At 60.8% G+C, this 15,063-nt stretch carries 13 protein-coding genes and 4 pseudogenes; 5 read left to right on the top strand and 12 right to left on the bottom strand.

Going from position 1 to position 15,063, the window contains the following annotated elements:
• Positions 1–150: 150 nt before the first annotated feature.
• The 3 genes from DIE08_RS07740 to DIE08_RS07730 form a co-directional block, all read right to left on the bottom strand.
• The gene (locus DIE08_RS07740) at positions 151–1,032 is read right to left on the bottom strand and encodes a glycine betaine ABC transporter substrate-binding protein (RefSeq protein ID WP_124901514.1); all 882 of its coding nucleotides are present in this window, start codon (positions 1,030–1,032) and stop codon (positions 151–153) included.
• Between the two features lie 152 nt (positions 1,033–1,184).
• Positions 1,185–2,072, bottom strand: a complete 888-nt coding sequence (locus DIE08_RS07735) for a proline/glycine betaine ABC transporter permease (RefSeq protein WP_124901513.1) — start codon at positions 2,070–2,072, stop codon at positions 1,185–1,187.
• Positions 2,069–3,358, bottom strand: coding sequence for a glycine betaine/L-proline ABC transporter ATP-binding protein (locus DIE08_RS07730; protein WP_124901512.1), 1,290 nt, complete (start codon positions 3,356–3,358; stop codon positions 2,069–2,071). The genes DIE08_RS07735 and DIE08_RS07730 overlap by 4 nt, the downstream gene beginning before the upstream one ends.
• A gap of 462 nt (positions 3,359–3,820) precedes the next feature.
• Here DIE08_RS07730 and DIE08_RS35550 point away from each other — a divergent pair.
• A pseudogene (locus tag DIE08_RS35550) lies at positions 3,821–4,078 on the top strand (ISL3 family transposase); the annotation flags it as partial.
• A 51-nt stretch (positions 4,079–4,129) separates the two neighbouring features.
• On the opposite strand, the pseudogene DIE08_RS07725 reads toward DIE08_RS35550, so the two are convergent.
• The 3 genes and pseudogenes from DIE08_RS07725 to DIE08_RS07715 all read right to left on the bottom strand — a co-directional run.
• Positions 4,130–4,354: pseudogene (locus DIE08_RS07725) on the bottom strand (DUF1016 domain-containing protein); the annotation flags it as partial.
• Between the two features lie 31 nt (positions 4,355–4,385).
• A pseudogene (locus DIE08_RS36695) lies at positions 4,386–5,342 on the bottom strand (ISKra4 family transposase); the annotation flags it as partial.
• 159 nt (positions 5,343–5,501) lie between these two features.
• Positions 5,502–6,464: a D-glycerate dehydrogenase gene (locus tag DIE08_RS07715; RefSeq protein ID WP_124901511.1), complete on the bottom strand. Its 963-nt coding sequence runs from the start codon at positions 6,462–6,464 to the stop codon at positions 5,502–5,504.
• A gap of 314 nt (positions 6,465–6,778) precedes the next feature.
• Between DIE08_RS07715 and DIE08_RS07710 the strand changes: the two genes are divergently transcribed.
• The 4 genes from DIE08_RS07710 to DIE08_RS07695 all read left to right on the top strand — a co-directional run bounded on the left by DIE08_RS07710 (position 6,779) and on the right by DIE08_RS07695 (position 10,672).
• A complete protein-coding gene (locus DIE08_RS07710; protein ID WP_124901510.1) occupies positions 6,779–7,537 on the top strand; it encodes an SDR family oxidoreductase in 759 nt (252 codons plus the stop codon).
• A gap of 99 nt (positions 7,538–7,636) precedes the next feature.
• Complete coding sequence (locus tag DIE08_RS07705; RefSeq protein ID WP_124901663.1) at positions 7,637–8,923, top strand: MFS transporter; 1,287 nt, start codon at positions 7,637–7,639, stop codon at positions 8,921–8,923.
• 49 nt (positions 8,924–8,972) lie between these two features.
• Positions 8,973–9,365 carry a VOC family protein gene (locus DIE08_RS07700; protein WP_124901509.1) on the top strand — a complete coding sequence of 131 codons (393 nt, stop codon included), beginning with the start codon at positions 8,973–8,975 and terminating at the stop codon, positions 9,363–9,365.
• Positions 9,366–9,424: 59 nt separating this feature from the next.
• Positions 9,425–10,672: a citrate/2-methylcitrate synthase gene (locus tag DIE08_RS07695; protein WP_124901508.1), complete on the top strand. Its 1,248-nt coding sequence runs from the start codon at positions 9,425–9,427 to the stop codon at positions 10,670–10,672.
• Between the two features lie 191 nt (positions 10,673–10,863).
• On the opposite strand, the gene DIE08_RS07690 is transcribed toward DIE08_RS07695, so the two are convergent.
• From DIE08_RS07690 to DIE08_RS07665, 6 genes and pseudogenes are all read right to left on the bottom strand, one after another.
• Positions 10,864–11,298, bottom strand: a complete 435-nt coding sequence (locus DIE08_RS07690; protein WP_124901507.1) for a hypothetical protein — start codon at positions 11,296–11,298, stop codon at positions 10,864–10,866.
• 75 nt (positions 11,299–11,373) lie between these two features.
• Entirely contained in the window at positions 11,374–11,955 is a 582-nt protein-coding gene (locus DIE08_RS07685) for a hypothetical protein (protein ID WP_124901506.1), read from the bottom strand.
• Between the two features lie 375 nt (positions 11,956–12,330).
• Positions 12,331–12,464 (bottom strand): annotated as a pseudogene (locus DIE08_RS36690) (RHS repeat-associated core domain-containing protein); the annotation flags it as partial.
• Between the two features lie 38 nt (positions 12,465–12,502).
• Positions 12,503–12,838, bottom strand: a complete 336-nt coding sequence (locus tag DIE08_RS07675) for a hypothetical protein (RefSeq protein WP_124901505.1) — start codon at positions 12,836–12,838, stop codon at positions 12,503–12,505.
• A gap of 612 nt (positions 12,839–13,450) precedes the next feature.
• Positions 13,451–13,780: a hypothetical protein gene (locus DIE08_RS07670; RefSeq protein WP_124625579.1), complete on the bottom strand. Its 330-nt coding sequence runs from the start codon at positions 13,778–13,780 to the stop codon at positions 13,451–13,453.
• Positions 13,781–13,845: 65 nt separating this feature from the next.
• Positions 13,846–15,063: RHS repeat-associated core domain-containing protein (locus DIE08_RS07665; RefSeq protein ID WP_148096079.1), on the bottom strand; the 1,218-nt coding region annotated here is incomplete at its 5' end.

Raw genomic sequence — 15,063 nt, 5'->3', positions numbered from 1 at the left:
CGGTTCGTGATGGGCTGCATCGACTGCGTGTACCGTCCGCTGCCAAGCCGGCACCATCGTTGCGGCACCGGCCATCGGCTTGCGGCGATACACCTGGCCGGTTCACGCGGACGACGTCGAACGCGTCGCCTGCGCTACCGCCGCACGACGTTACTGCTGCAGCCAGGCCTTCAGCTTGTCCGGGTGGGCATCGACGAATTTCTTCGCAGCCGTCGCGTAGTCGTTCGTGCTGTTGCCTTCGAACTCGATCGCCTCGACGTCGGCCAGCGTCAGCTTCAGGTGCTTGAAGAACACGTCGGCGCGCGGGAACTTGCCCGCGAACTTCTTCGACGCGAACGCGTGGACCTGTTCTTCACCGCCGAGCGTGCCCTTCGGGTCCTTCAGGTAACGCATCTGCCACTTCTGGAACAGCCAGTGCGGGCTCCAGACCGTCGCGACGATCCACTGCTTCGACTGGTACGCACGCGACACGCTCGCCAGCATCCCGGCCTCGCTCGATGCCTGGAGGTTGTAGCCTTCCAGGTTGTAGGCCTTGATCGTCTTCTCCGACGCCTGCATCAGGCCGCCACCCGGCTCGATGCCCTGGATCGTGCCGTTCAGCTTGCTCTTGACTTCCGGCTTGTTCAGGTCGGCGATCGACGACAGCTCCGATTCCGGAACGTAGGTCGGCACGGCCCAGCCGTTCTTGCCGCCGGTGTAGATGATGCCGACGTCATCCAGATCGTTCTTGTACTTCGCGTAGTACGTGCCGTGCGTGACCGGCAGCCAGCCGCCGACCATGATGTCGAGATCCCCGCGGGCGACGCCCTGGTACTGGATGCCGATATCGGCCTGGACGAACTGCACCGGCTGCTTAAGCTGCGTCTCCAGCACGTACTTCGCGACGTTGGCCACCGCCAGCACGTCCGCCCAGTTGGTCACCGCGATCTTGACCGGTTCGGCCGCCGACACCGCGCCCACACCTGCGCTGCAGGCAACCACCGTCGATACCGCAAGTTTCGCCAGAAGCGACTTGAACGTATGGATTTTCATCTAGTACTCCTTTTTAATCACGCGAGTCTTTCAAGAATGAGAAACGCCTTGATCGGCGTTTCTGGTCTCCATGCACTGCTACACCGGCTGAGCCGCGGCACCGTGGCCGCGGCGCTTCATCGTCCGTCAACTGCGTTTCACCTCTGTGCTCATCAGGTGCGTGCCGCGCCGTGCGGGCCGGCCTTGCCGGTGCGGGCCATCGGCTTCTTCACCTTCTTCTTCGCCTTCACGCCAAAGCTTTCCGTCAGGCGGTCCAGCACGATCGCGAGCAGCACCACGCCCAGCCCGCCTTCGAAGCCGATCCCGATGTCGAGCCGCTGGATCCCGCTCAGCACGTATTCGCCGAGGCCGCCCGCGCCGATCATCGACGCGACCACCACCATCGACAGCGCCATCATGATCGTCTGGTTCACGCCGGCCATGATCGACGGCAACGCGTTCGGCAACTGGATCTTCCACAGAAGCTGCCAGTCGGTGCTGCCGAACGAACGGCCGGCTTCGATCAGTTCCTCGCGAACCTGGCGGATGCCGAGCGTCGTCAGCCGCACGACGGGCGGCATCGCAAACACGATCGTGGCGATCACCGCCGGCACGCGGCCGAGACCGAACAGGATCACGGCCGGGATCAGGTACACGAATGCCGGCATGGTCTGCATGAAATCGAGCAGCGAGCGCAGGATCATGCCGATCCGGTTGTTGCGTGCGCCCCAGATGCCGAGCGGCACACCGATCACGAGGCTGAAGAACGTCGCCGCGGTCACGAGCGCGAGGGTCGACACCGTCTGCGCCCACAAGCCCATGTAGTGAATCACGAGCAGCGCGCCGCCGACGAAGACCGAAAACACGACGCCGCGACGCCACAGCGCGAGGCCGACCAGGATCACGACCATTACGATGAACGGTATCGCGGCAAGGCCGTCCTCGAGCAGCTTCACGACCGCGCCAAGCCCCGCCGAGAACGTGTCGAAGCCGCCGCGGAAATGCAGAAACAGGAAATTGACGAAGTTCTCCGCGAACTTCCCGATCACCGACGAATTCATGCTGCCCTCCGTTGCATCATCTGCTTGAGTATCGTCCGGCAGGACACGACGCCGGCCAGTCGTCCCGCTGTGTCCGTCACCGGCACGTCGTGCTCCTGGGTCAGCGCGATCGACGCGAGCCGATGCAGATCGGTATCGATCGGAACCGCATTGAAGTCGTTCAGGAATGCCTCGCGAATCGGCCGCGTGCCGGACCGGTGAAGCGTCGCGGGCGTGACGCAGCCCAGGTAATGGCCGGCCTCGTCGCATACGTAGCCGCATTCCGCGCCGCTGTCGATCAGCTGGTTCAGGTAACGCTCGGACGGCGTGCCCGCATCGCAGCGAAGCAGTCCGCGTTCAATCTTCGTCATCATGCTCGACGCCTTCAGGAAGCGCGACACGTCGACGTTGCGGAAGAAGTCCTGCACGTACGCGTCGGCCGGCGTCTGGATCAGTTCGGCCGGCGTGCCGACCTGGATCAGGCAGCCGTCCTTCATGATGCCGATGCGCCCGCCGATCTTGACCGCTTCCTCGATATCGTGGGAGATGAACACGATCGTGCGCTGCTCTTCCTTCTGCAGGCGCAGCAGCTCGTTCTGCATTTCGAAGCGGATCAGCGGATCGAGCGCGGAGAATGCCTCATCCATCAGCAGCACCGACGGATTCACCGCCAGCGCGCGTGCCAGGCCCACGCGCTGCTGCATGCCGCCCGACAGTTCGCTCGGCAGCAGCTTTTCGTACGACCCGAGGCCGACGCGCTCCAGCGCGGCACGCGCGACGTCGTAGCGCTGCGCCTTCTTGATGCCCGCGACTTCGAGCCCGTATGCGATGTTGTCGATCACGGTGCGGTTAGGCAGCAATGCGAACGACTGGAACACCATCGCCATCTTCTGGCGCCGGACGTCGCGCAGTTCCGGCGTCGACATCGGTGCGATGTCGCGGCCTTCGAGCACGACCTGCCCCGACGTCGGCTCGATCAGCCGGTTGAGCAGGCGGACCAGCGTCGATTTCCCGGAGCCCGACAGCCCCATGATCACGAAGATTTCGCCGGCCCGCACGCTCAGACTCACGTCGTTGACCGCCACCATGTTGCCGGTTTCAGCGAAAATCTCGTTGCGGCCGACACCGCGCTTGAGCATCTCGATCGCACGCTCCGGCTTCGGGCCGAAAATCTTCGACAGGTGCTTGACGGTCAGGATGTCGGTTCCGGTCGCGATACTCGAACGGGCGATCGACGGCGCACCATCGGTGTGGATTGCTTCGGGGGGAAGTACGTCGCCCGGCGCAAACGTCAGATTTGGAGTCATTCTGTCGTCCCGACTAACTGGCAAGGGAAACCGCGAACTTCGTCTGATTCGGCATCGATAGCCCGATTGGCGGGTGGGCCCGATGCCGCTTCTGCGTGGTTGACGGCGCTGATACAGTGATTGCAGCGTATCAATCCAATTTCGTTGTTCCAGATACATTTTTTGTGCGCTTTCCCATACCTTTGGTAATGCATCGGCTACGGACGAAAAAAGCCGGCGCTTGTGGAAAAGTACCAGTGACGCTACAGCCAGTATTGGCGCGGCCGGGCGCGATTTGACGGGAACTACTGCTGCGCCGGGCACTGGGCGCTCGCGGAGGCGCACTACGGGAAAAACCCGACACATCCATTTAAGGGAAAACACTAGGAAATGGCTTAAAAATGGTTCATCACAGGAAACCGTGGAAGATTTGATGCCGATTGCGAATCTGACGCCTGACTGTAAGGAGGTCAGGAGGAGGAGTTGCTCGATCGCAAGGCACTTCAGGCACCGGGTTGCTGGACAGGTCAGCGATTTGGAGCGTGTGGAATAGCCGGAAGGCGAAGGCCGCAGGCTGTCGCTGTATTTGAAGCCGGTCAGCAAGGTCATGTACTGCGAGCAATGTGGGACACGCTGCCCGCAGATCCACGAGACAACGGTTCGCCGAGTGCGTGACCTGCCGCTGTTCGAGTACCGGGTGATGCTGCATCCCCCCGTCGGATTTGGTGCGAACGCTGCGGCTGTTGACGTCCACGCGGAATTGACCCACCGGGGATGCGGTGGAAATCAACAGAACTGTTCCATCTCGCGCAGAATCGCATCCTCGAGATCACGCTCCAGATAGTGATCATTGAGGCCGAGAAAGTCGAGGATGTATGAATCTTTCAGCACGAGATCAGGCGTCATCTGCTACGCGTCGCGCAGGTGCGCCACTTGGCGCCGGATCACTTCGTCGGGTCGGCGCGACCGTGCGCTGCGCTCGAGCAGCATCGACTGCATCCGCTCCTGCAGCTGCTGTTGAAGGAAGCCGTTAAAAAGGCCCGGAAGCTCATCGCCATGGCCAACTAACGCGCTGCAGTCCAATGCACGGAAACTGGCGCTGTGCGAGTTCGTGAAATTCCCGGTTCAACAATGCCACGCGCAATTGCACGACACTCTGTGCTCCCACGCGACTCCAGCGCATCTGCTGGCCCTTGCACATACGACGACCAATGAGTCGATTAATTGATGATTCCACGAATCCGGTGGAGATCCGCCCTCCCGAGCATTGCCAGGTGCGATAGTCAATCAGCGACTCGACGTTACTGCTGAGATACGTGACCACATTCAACAGGCTATAGCTCGCTTTCCTGACTTCACGTCTCACCGCCGGATCGCGCTTCTCGCGGAGGTCAAGCAAGCGAGCGAGTCTGGCTGCAAGCTGCTTCCAGGCAAATGTGCGTCCGACCCAAACGTAATGGCGGAAGCGGACAAACAGATCACATAACTCAAACGCTGATCCACCGTCCGTGAGTCGCCCGTATGCCAAAGGCGCGATAGCCCGATCAACGCGTCGCATCATCCGTCCGATGTGTGCTCAATCGAGAACCCACTCGTTGTCGTATGGCAGATTGTTGGCGACGCCGGCTAGGTCTCGAGCTCCGTCAGTCAAAACTACGACTTCATTTTGGTCTCCGCATCCACTGTCTTCGAGAAATCGTGTCATTTCTTGGTTCAATCGCTTGGTGCGCGGCATGGCGGAAGCCCACACTCGTGGCAGCTTGCCGGATTCCGCCAGCGCAGCCATGACGACTGCGATTGACGATGGCCGGTTCCCGGCTTCTATGCGATTTTGCTTGCTCGAACCCTTGCGATTGCACCGGGCGCGACGAACATAGCCGATGTCGATGCCGAGTTCTACATTCGGCTTTGTTGTCTCGCACCACCGACGCACTGACCGCGTCCCCTGTATTGATTTCCCGACGCCCACGGGGTGATTGCGGATGGTTACATGACTGTCACGACCTGGATACGCCTCCACGCGGCCGATTCCCAGCCCTTTTAACGGCTTCCACCAACACATGAGGTGCTGGTGGCGGAGGGGGGTGTCGGTAAGCATCTGCCGAGCGCCCGCGTTCCTGCTATTGGACGCCCCGGCATCAATGAGCAGCCACCCCGGTCGCCGTCACAGCGCGTTCGGTGCCGCCCTCCCCTCAAGCACCGCCGCGACGTTGTCGAGCGCGGTAAACCCCATCTGGTCGCGCGTCTCGATCGTCGCGCTCGCCATGTGCGGCGACAGAAACACGTTGTCGAGCGTGGCGAAGCGCGGATCGATATTCGGCTCGTTCCGGTAGACGTCGAGCCCCGCACCGAAGAGCCGACGCGATGCCAGTGCATCGTACAGCGCATCCTCGTCGACGAGACTGCCGCGCGCTGCGTTCACGAACACCGCACCGTCGCGCAGCAGGCCGAACTCGCGACGCGTCATCAGCGGCGTGCCGCCGCCCGGCACGTGCAGCGTGAGAATGTCGCACTGCGGCAGCAGCGTGTCGAGGTCCGCGCAATAGCGTGCGCCGGCTTCGATCTCCGGCGGTGCGGGCCGCCGGTCGGTATAGACGATTTTCATTCCGAAACCCCGCGCACGCTGCGCAACCGCCCGCCCGATCCGGCCGAAGCCGACGACGCCGAGCGTCTTGCCGTTCACGCGCGTGCCGAGCATGTCCGTCATGCCGAACGACTTTCCCCAACCGGCGCGCACGATACGCTCGTACTCCGACGCACGCCGGCACGCGGCCAGCATCAGCAGCAGCGTGAAATCGGCCGTGCAGTCGGTGAGCGCGTCGGGTGCGTTGCTGACCACGATCCCGCGCGCGCGCGCGGCGGTCACATCCATGTGATCGTAGCCGGCGCTCGCGTTCGCAATGATCTTCACGCTCGGCGGCAATGCCGCGATGTGCTCGGCCTGCAGCCCTGATTTCTTGCCGATCAGCACCGCCGGCGTGTCGTAGCGGTTGCAGAACTCGACGACGGACGGCGCGTCCATGTCGGCGTCGGTTACATAAGCGTTGAAGTCGGCTTCCGCGCGTGCGGCCACCGCGGCCGGCACGCGTCGCGCCACCAGCAGGCGGGTGCGATTGTTGTCAGGCATGGTCTCGTCCTTAGGTCGGAAAACGGAGCACAGCCTACGAAGCACGGTCGACGCGGGTCAATATTGATTGATTCGATCAACATGTCCGTGTGGCATCGAACAGCCGAATTGCCGAACGGTTACGGTCGTGCGGTTTGCGATGCGCCGGTACAGTGCAGGCCTCCGCCCGACGCGTCGGCGAACTCAGGAAAACCCTGACGCCGCCCCGACCGGACGGGGCGCTTGATATTGATTGAAAGAATCAAGATTGCTGCAGAATCGCCGCCGCGCAATGCTTTTGGCACGTTCAACGAACCGACGACGAGGTCGTGAAAATGCAGCCAGAGAAAAAAATTGCGGCAGTGACGGGCGCCGGTACCGGAATCGGGCAGGCGGCGGCTGTGGCGCTCGCGCGCACAGGTTTCACCGTCGCACTGCTCGGCAGGCGCATCGATCCGCTGCTCGCGACGAAGGAGATCATCGAGCGCACCGGCGGTGACGCGGCGGCCATTCCGACCGACGTTTCCGACGAAGCATCGGTCGACGCGAGCTTCGCGCAGATCGCACAAGACTTCGGGCGCCTTGACGTGCTGTTCAACAACGCCGGCCGCAACGCGGGTGCGGTGCCACTCGACGACTACTCGCTGCAGTTCTGGAACGACGTGATCGCGACCAACCTGACGGGCGTGTTCCTGTGCGCCCGCGCCGCATGGCGCCAGATGAAGCAGCAAACGCCGCAAGGCGGGCGCATCATCAACAACGGGTCGATCTCCGCGCACACGCCGCGCCCGAACACGATCGCATACACGGCCACGAAGCACGCGGTGCTCGGCATCACACGCTCGCTCGCGCTCGACGGCCGTCCATTCAATATCGCATGCGGCCAGATCGACATTGGCAATGCCGCCACGTCGCTGACGGAGCGCATGAACAGCGGCGTGCTGCAGGCCGACGGCCGCGTCGCGCAGGAGCCGCGCGTCGACGTCGCGCACGTCGCGAACGCGATCGTGCAGATGGCGAGCCTGCCGCTCGAAGCGAACATTCTGCACATGACGATCATGGCGAGCGCGATGCCGTTCGTCGGGCGCGGTTGACCTGACGCGCGCGAGCGCGCACGACGACTGCGCGCCGGCCCATCAAATCGAATATATAAGGAGACGACATTGAAAACCGCAGAAGAGCAGGTTTTGGTGATGCGCGATCTCGACGCGCCCGCAGCCCTCGCGAGACGATCGAGGGTGCGCTACGGCATGCTGTCGATGCTGCTGGTGGCTACCATCCTCAACTACGTCGACCGCTCGGCGCTCGGCATCGTCGCGCCTGCGCTGTCGAAGGATCTCGCGCTCACCCGCGTGCAGATGGGCGAGCTGTTCGCGGTGTTCGGCCTCGCGTACTCAATCGCGCTGCTGCCGGCAGGCGTGCTCGCCGACCTGCTCGGCTCGCGCGTAGCGTATGCGCTGTCGCTCGTCGGCTGGTCGCTTGCGACGCTCACGCAAGGGCTCGCGCACGGCTATCACATGCTGCTCGGCTCGCGGCTCGCGATGGGCGCGCTCGAGGCGCCCGCGTTTCCGTCGAACGCGCGCGCGGTGACGATGTGGTTTCCGGTCCAGGAGCGCGGGTTTGCGACGAGTGTATACGTGATGGGCCAGTACATCGGCACACCGCTCTTCACCGGGCTGCTGCTGTGGATCTCGTCGGCGTTCGGCTGGCGTACGGTCTTCTTCGCGACCGGCGCGTTCGGCATCCTGTTCAGCGTTGTCTGGTACCGGCTCTATCGCGATCCGTCGCGGCATCCGCGCGTCAACGCGGCCGAGCTACAGTACATCACCGAAGGGCGGCCTGTGGTGACCGCGCGCGACCCGTTCGACTGGCGCATGGCGCTGCGCTTGCTCGGCTACCGGCAGATCCTCGCGATCTGTCTGGGCAAGTTCTGCAACAACACGCTACTGGTGTTCTTCACGACGTGGTTCATGACCTATCTCGTCGAAGAGCGGCACATGTCGATGATCAAGGTCGGCTTCTTCCAGGCGATGCCGTTCATCGGCGCGACGCTCGGGATCCTGATGGCCGGCTATCTGTCGGATCTCTGCATCCGGCGCGGCGTGTCGATGTCGTCGTCCCGCAAGGCGCCGCTCGTGATCGGCACCTTCCTCGGCGCATCGATCGTGCTCGTCAATTTCGTGCACTCGAATGCGTTGGTAATCGCGATCCTCACCATCGCGTTCTTCGCGCAGGGGATCGGCTCGATGTCGTGGGCCGCCGTCTCCGAGATCGCGCCGAAACGCTATGTCGGGCTCACCAGCAGCATCACCAGCCTTGCCGCGAATATCGCGGCCGTCACCACGCCGCTGATGATCGGCTACGTGACGCAGCACACCGGCAACTTTTTCTGGGCGCTGAACCTGATGGGCGCGATCTGCCTCGTCGGCACGCTGTCGTACTCGGTATTGCTCGGCAAGCTGTCGCGTATCGAGCTCTGACCACGTTCATCTCCCATTCCGGCCACTCCTTCACGTACTGACCTCGATCATGATCGAATTCAAATGGGATCACCTGCAACTCTGCTCAGCTGATGCCGAGGCCACGGCCGCATGGTTCGCGCGTTGCCTGAACGCCGAAGTCGTGCGACGCCCCGGCCGCGTCGACCTGCGAATCGGCACCGTCAACTTGTTCATCACGGCACTGCCGGATGCGCGTTCGGCGATCGTGCCGGACGGCGTCCGCGTGCAAGGCATCGATCACTTCGGCGTACTGGTCGAGGATCTCGATGCCGCCTACGCGCATCTGGTCGACAATGGCGCGGAAATCGTGCAACCGGTGACGCGGATTCGCGCCGGCGTGCGCGGCTGTTTCGTGCGCGCACCGGGCGACATCCTCGTTGAGGTGCTCGAGCGGCGCGCCGCCGAGATGACATTCAGTTGAACCCGGTCTATAGTCGTCGCAAGCGGCCGGTCGCCGGCCGCATCTGATCACGACACGCCATGCAGAACTGGATCACCCTGACGGAAGCGGCGCGGCGGCTCGGCGTGCGGGCGCAGACCATTTATGCGTATGCGAGCCGCGGCAGCATCGCCGTGATGCAGGATCCCGATGATCCGCGCAAGAGCCTGTATCGCGCCGACGACGTGGTCGCGCTGTGCCGCAAGAAACAGGTCGGCCGCAAGCGGGCAGCGCTGGCGGCCAGCACGATCTTCGGCGCCGAGCCGTGCATCTACAGCGGCATCACCACCTTCTCCAAGGGCCGCGCGTGGTATCGCGGCCGCGACAGCATTCAACTCGCGGACACCGCCACGCTCGAGGAAACGGCCGCGCTGCTGTGGCAAGCCACCACGCCTGTGTCGTTCAACGCGCCGGCGGTTGCGTTGCCGCCCAGCGAGCGCGATCGGCAATGCGCGTTCACGATGCTCGCGACACTGGCCGCGCACGGTCACTCGACGCTCGGCCGGCTCGACAGCGCGCTGCACACCGAGGCCGGACAGCTCGTCGCGATCGTGTCGCGCGCGTTCGGCGCGTACGACGATGCCGATGCGGGGCGGCCCTGGATCCATCAGCGGCTCGCGGCCGGCTGGGGCCTCGACGACCATGGCGCGGACCTGCTGCGCCGTGCGATGGTGCTGGTCGCCGATCACGAGATCACGAGTTCGGCGTTCGCCGCACGCATCACCGCGTCGACCGGCGCGTCCCTCGCTGGCTGCCTGCTGACGGGCCTCACGACATTGTCGGGCCCGCTGCACGGCGACGCGTCGGGGCGCGTGCGTGCCGTGTTCGACGACGTTGAACGGCTCGGCGCCGAGCGCGTGGTCGATCATCACCTGAAGTCCGCGATCCCGATTCCAGGTTTCGGTCACCATCTTTACCCCGACGGCGATCCGCGCGCGACCGCGCTGCTCGTGCGACTCGATCCGCCGGCCGAACTCGCGCACTTCGTCGAGAAGGTCACGACGCTCACCGGCCAGCGGCCGACCATCGACGTCGCGCTTGTGATGCTGGCGGTACAGCTTCAATTGCCGACCGATGCGGCATTCGGGTTGTTTGCGATCGCGCGCAGTGTCGGGCTGCTCGCACACTGCATCGAGCAACTGCGCGTCGGCAAGGTGATCCGGCCGCGCAGCCGCTATACGGGACCGGCGCTCGACGAGCGGCATCTGCGGCCCGAGGCCCACGATGACGGCAAGCTGCTGAAATCCGGCGTGATCGAGATTAACCGGGTGTTCAAGGTGGTGGAGTAGCTTGCGTGACGAAGGTGCGCGACAGCGATCCGCATCTTCATGAAAAGTGAAGCGGCCCGAGGTCATCCGGCGACCGCGGGCCATACACGTAGCCACAGAACAAAGTAAAGTTGTCACCGTTTGCGAAATACGGACGTCACTGCGCCGTTCGTCGTCGACCGAACGACGAACGATACGAAACTCTCGGAAATTCATGACGTTGCACGTCGCGAAATAGAAACGTCACTGACCGCCGCCCTGCGAAGCCCAGTGTCAACTCCCATGCTGCACGGCGGCGGAGGGCCCCACAGCGGGTCTTCATCCTGCCGGTAGTAGTCGCCGTACTCCGGCTGGTCGAGCAATTCGATGGCTTCCTCGCGCACCGCCTGCGCCACCGGCACAAAGCTGCCCGGCTCGTACACATAGTGCGTGGTGCGTGCGCCGAAGCCGTCCTCGTCGGCGATCTTGCTCTCCCACGCCAGCGTGTCGCCGTCCCAGCCGTACAGCGTCAAACCATAGCCGTGCTCCGCGTTCAGCCGCGCCGTCTCCGCTTCCCGGTAACCACTGCCGTCACTGGCACTGTATCTCACCTGCGCGTTCGATTCCTTCCCCACCCGTCGCCCCAGCGCATCGTACCAGTAGCGCACCGATACCCGGCCGTTGCCGAACCGTACCAGTCGATCGAAGCTGTCCCACTCGTACCACGCTTCACATCAGCTTAATCAGCCGAAGTAGAAATTGATCAATTTTCCGTATTCAGAAGAATACTTCCTCAAACTACCCAACGGCCGCTCATCGAGCATATCCATTGCCGCCCCTATACTCCCCGTTATTAACTTTTCATTTCCAACGGACGCATAATCCACGCCCACCACAGCATACCCAGATCTTACATTTCTTCGGCCAAACCGGATAACAGAGTACTGACCCAACACAATTGCACCATCTTTTTTGTCGTCAGAAAAATAAAGATGAACATCGTCCCTCAGAAAACTTAGTTGAACCCCATCCCAAATTCGCTTAAGCAAAGCCATCAACCTTACGCCCGGCCCAAAGTCGACAGAGCTACCGACATAAGTTTCGCCAAGATAATACAACTTATACAGAGAATTAATTTCCCCATTCCTATGATTTACATGCATATACTTCTCGTACAAATGGAAATCGGGAATTTCCCCCACAACATCGTAGCCTCGATCCTCGAGCTGCGACTTATCGCCATCCTCACCGCGGATCAACCTGCCTGGATCATCGCCATTAGATTGCAGCAGCGCATCAATAATTTCATAAAAATAAATTGCCATCTCTGTTTACCTAGAAATAGGATTCGTCCCAGATGCACCATGCTTGCCGAGAATCTCAGTAACCTTTTTGAGTTCTGATGCTCGATTTGAATTTGGACATGCGTCCACACCGACCTGTGAAGCCTCGGCCAAGCGATCAACGTTCCTTGCTTTGTCGAGGCATTTGACATCGCAGCTACATACTTTCTTCCATTGAGACTCGGACATATTGCGCGTGGCTTTATCCGCCGGCCCCAGATCCACATGGCTTCCGTCTGCGTTAGGCGTCAACGTAATATGCCGCCCGCTAGGCGGCAGTCCAGGACCGCTTACATTGACATGTGCCCCTCGCGCCAAAGTATCCGGCCCGGCGGTATTGGCAGAAACGTCGTATCCTGACAACCCCAATGGGTCGATCCACTGTATCGGATTGGACGCATATTGATATACGTTGATCCCCCCCTTCAATCTGATGGGGTCTTTCGATACAAACCTACCGATTGTGGATCGCAGTACCGATGCCGGTTGTAGACGAACGAGGGGCCGCTGACGCGGCCATCTCATTCATTTAAAGACGATCCGAAACCAACTTAACCAAATCAGAGAAGAACGCGTCAAGCTCCATGCACAAATACTCTGAATTCCCGTCGAATTTAAAAATATCTCCGGAAATCAATTTTCCCTCTTGATCCGTCAGATCGGCAGTTACCCTATATTTATCACCCATACCTGTCAGATCAAGTGTTAGATCGATCTCCATTGGGTAGAAGCTTACGTATGCCGTGCCGCCGAGAGAGTTTTGGTAAAACCCTGAATTCGATGACTCAATCTTGACCCTCTTTTCAATGGCACATTCTACCCTTGCTACATAGTCTGACAAATAGGATTTAATATCTGTCGCCATCACTTTTCCCCCGACCAGTGACTGCTTCCAATATACCTTCTGTCAGAGAATGCGTCGAGCCGCTTCCTCTGGACTTCGCCCAGTCTGTCAATTTGGAATCGATCGGATCGTTTATCGGTCGAATGGTCACGTGACCATTCGGCTTATCATGCGTCGCTTGAAGCCCGCACGAACAAAGCTTTCCGACGTCCAGCTCAACATATTTCCCTCTGTCCAATCCCGCTTCCGAAGTGGCTGCCGACAAGCCCGGCTCTTTCACATCGATTCGGGTCGTGTCTTTTCCTAAGCGCGGAGTCAGGCTATCGGGGGGTTCCCGATGCATTTCTAAAGACAGTTCCGCTAGTTATAACCTTAGGTTCAAAACCGGATAAGCCAAGCGGATCAACCCACCCCGTCGCCTTGTGCTACGTAGCATATCGGCGTCGCTCGGCAGTATGCAGAAGTTGGTCCGCTACTCAATCGTAGTCGTGCCACAACCAAGTACAGCGGATTCACGACCTCGGCCTTGCGAGCCACATCGCTGATCGCCTCCTCCGCGTCATCCCAAGCGCCGAAGCCGGGAAGACCCGCTCATTAGCAGCCCTTCGGGTTAGTGACGCACATCCAGCCCACTTATATGGTTGTCGCGTGCAGATTCATATAGAAATCCCAATGAATAATGAGCTTGCCAGATTTCGATAAAAATATCGTATCCACAAAATCCAGCTCACTCACAAACCTCAGCCATTCTGACAAGCTTGTCTTAAGTGCCGGGACAGCATCGTCCAAATTGAAGACATAAAAAACGTCAGTTATCGCCGCCCCCATAGAAGTCGAAAGAACTTTCAGCTCATTACTTAACCGCGCTCGATCAACACCATTTACCTCTTTCTTCTTAATAATGCGACTCCAGTCGATAGACGACGAACTCGCAGGAAGAGATTTCCTGAGCATATCAAGCATCTGCCTTTCTTCACCCCGAGCACATGAGTGGGCGGCAACATAATTAGCACATTCACTAGAGAAGATCATCTATTGAACCTCTTGACTATCTTGGCAACCGTCTTTCCAGATGCATTAAAGCAGATCGTTTTTTCGTTCCCTTTCCCGTTGAAGATGTTGATGTGAGCACCATGCCTTTCATCGTGCTCAACACGAAATCCTCGATATTCATCGGGAGCACGCCTTCCGTTAAAGCGCTGAGAGCCGAATTTGGCTGGATTTGGAATAGCTCTCTTTGCTGTAATCTTCGTAAAATCAAGGGCACTATTCATCGCTTGATTGTAGTCATCGTGCACTTCATCGCATTGGCGGTCATCCTTACCCGGACATGAATTACACTTTCTCGCTAAACCAAGAGGATCGGTCCAGAGCGTCGGATTCGGCGCGTACTGGAAGGCGTTGACCCCGCCCGCCAGCCCGATCGGATCCTTCGATACGAACCGCCCCGTAGCTGGATCATAGTACCGATGCCGGTTGTAATGCAGCCCCGACTCATGGTCATGGTACTGCCCCTGGAAGCGGATGGGGTTGGCGATCGGTGCCTTCCCCGACGCCTTCCTGATCGCCTCCTGCGCGACACCCCAGGCGCGGTACTCCGCGCTCCACGCAATCTCGCTGTGCTCATCAGTCAGCTCCTGCGGCGTGCCGAGGTGGTCGCACTGGTACCACGCCAGGCTGTTGATCGTCGGCGCTGGCGGCGGCAACCACAGCGGGTCTTCATCCTGCCGGTAGTAATCGCCGTACTCGGGCTGGTCCAGCAATTCGATGGCGTCGTCGCGCACCGCCTGCACCACCGGCACAAAGCTGCCGGGCTCGTACACGTAGTGCGTGGTGCGTGCGCCGAAGCCGTCCTCGTCGGCGATCTTGCTCTCCCACGCCAGCGTATCGCCGTCCCAGCCATACAACGTGAAGCCGCATTGCAGCGCGCGGTTGCGTTTCACACGCTCGGCGCGGTTCCAGTGTGGCCCCGCTTCCCTTCTTTCCTCGTAGTGCGCCTGGCTGTGCTTGGACAAGCGCCGGCCGAGGGCGTCGTAGGTGTAGTCGACCTTCAGGCGATCGTCTTCGTAGTGCGTCAGGCGGTCGAACAGGTCCCAGGTGAAGCGGCTTTCCTTGCCGTTGTGCCAGCGTTGCGTGAGGTTGCCGCGCGCGTCGTACTGGTAGTGGGTACCGGCGTATTGCTTGAGCAGGTTGTCCAGCGCCTTGATGCGCGGCATGCGCTGGCGCTCGGCTTCGCGCTGGGTTTC

Origin of the sequence: Burkholderia sp. Bp9004 (assembly GCF_003858025.1) — a bacterium.
Classification (GTDB): domain Bacteria; phylum Pseudomonadota; class Gammaproteobacteria; order Burkholderiales; family Burkholderiaceae; genus Burkholderia; species Burkholderia diffusa.
This window is presented reverse-complemented; position numbering and strand designations above follow the sequence as displayed.

Coding starts and splice junctions, on each gene's coding strand:
- DIE08_RS07730 (WP_124901512.1), bottom strand. CDS start 3,358: ATGACTCCAAATCTGACGTTTGCGCCGGGCGACGTACTTCCCCCCGAA.
- DIE08_RS07695 (WP_124901508.1), top strand. CDS start 9,425: ATGCAGAACTGGATCACCCTGACGGAAGCGGCGCGGCGGCTCGGCGTG.
- DIE08_RS07715 (WP_124901511.1), bottom strand. CDS start 6,464: ATGCCTGACAACAATCGCACCCGCCTGCTGGTGGCGCGACGCGTGCCG.
- DIE08_RS07705 (WP_124901663.1), top strand. CDS start 7,637: ATGCGCGATCTCGACGCGCCCGCAGCCCTCGCGAGACGATCGAGGGTG.
- DIE08_RS07740 (WP_124901514.1), bottom strand. CDS start 1,032: ATGAAAATCCATACGTTCAAGTCGCTTCTGGCGAAACTTGCGGTATCG.
- DIE08_RS07675 (WP_124901505.1), bottom strand. CDS start 12,838: ATGGCGACAGATATTAAATCCTATTTGTCAGACTATGTAGCAAGGGTA.
- DIE08_RS07700 (WP_124901509.1), top strand. CDS start 8,973: ATGATCGAATTCAAATGGGATCACCTGCAACTCTGCTCAGCTGATGCC.
- DIE08_RS07670 (WP_124625579.1), bottom strand. CDS start 13,780: ATGCTTGATATGCTCAGGAAATCTCTTCCTGCGAGTTCGTCGTCTATC.
- DIE08_RS07735 (WP_124901513.1), bottom strand. CDS start 2,072: ATGAATTCGTCGGTGATCGGGAAGTTCGCGGAGAACTTCGTCAATTTC.
- DIE08_RS07685 (WP_124901506.1), bottom strand. CDS start 11,955: ATGGCAATTTATTTTTATGAAATTATTGATGCGCTGCTGCAATCTAAT.
- DIE08_RS07710 (WP_124901510.1), top strand. CDS start 6,779: ATGCAGCCAGAGAAAAAAATTGCGGCAGTGACGGGCGCCGGTACCGGA.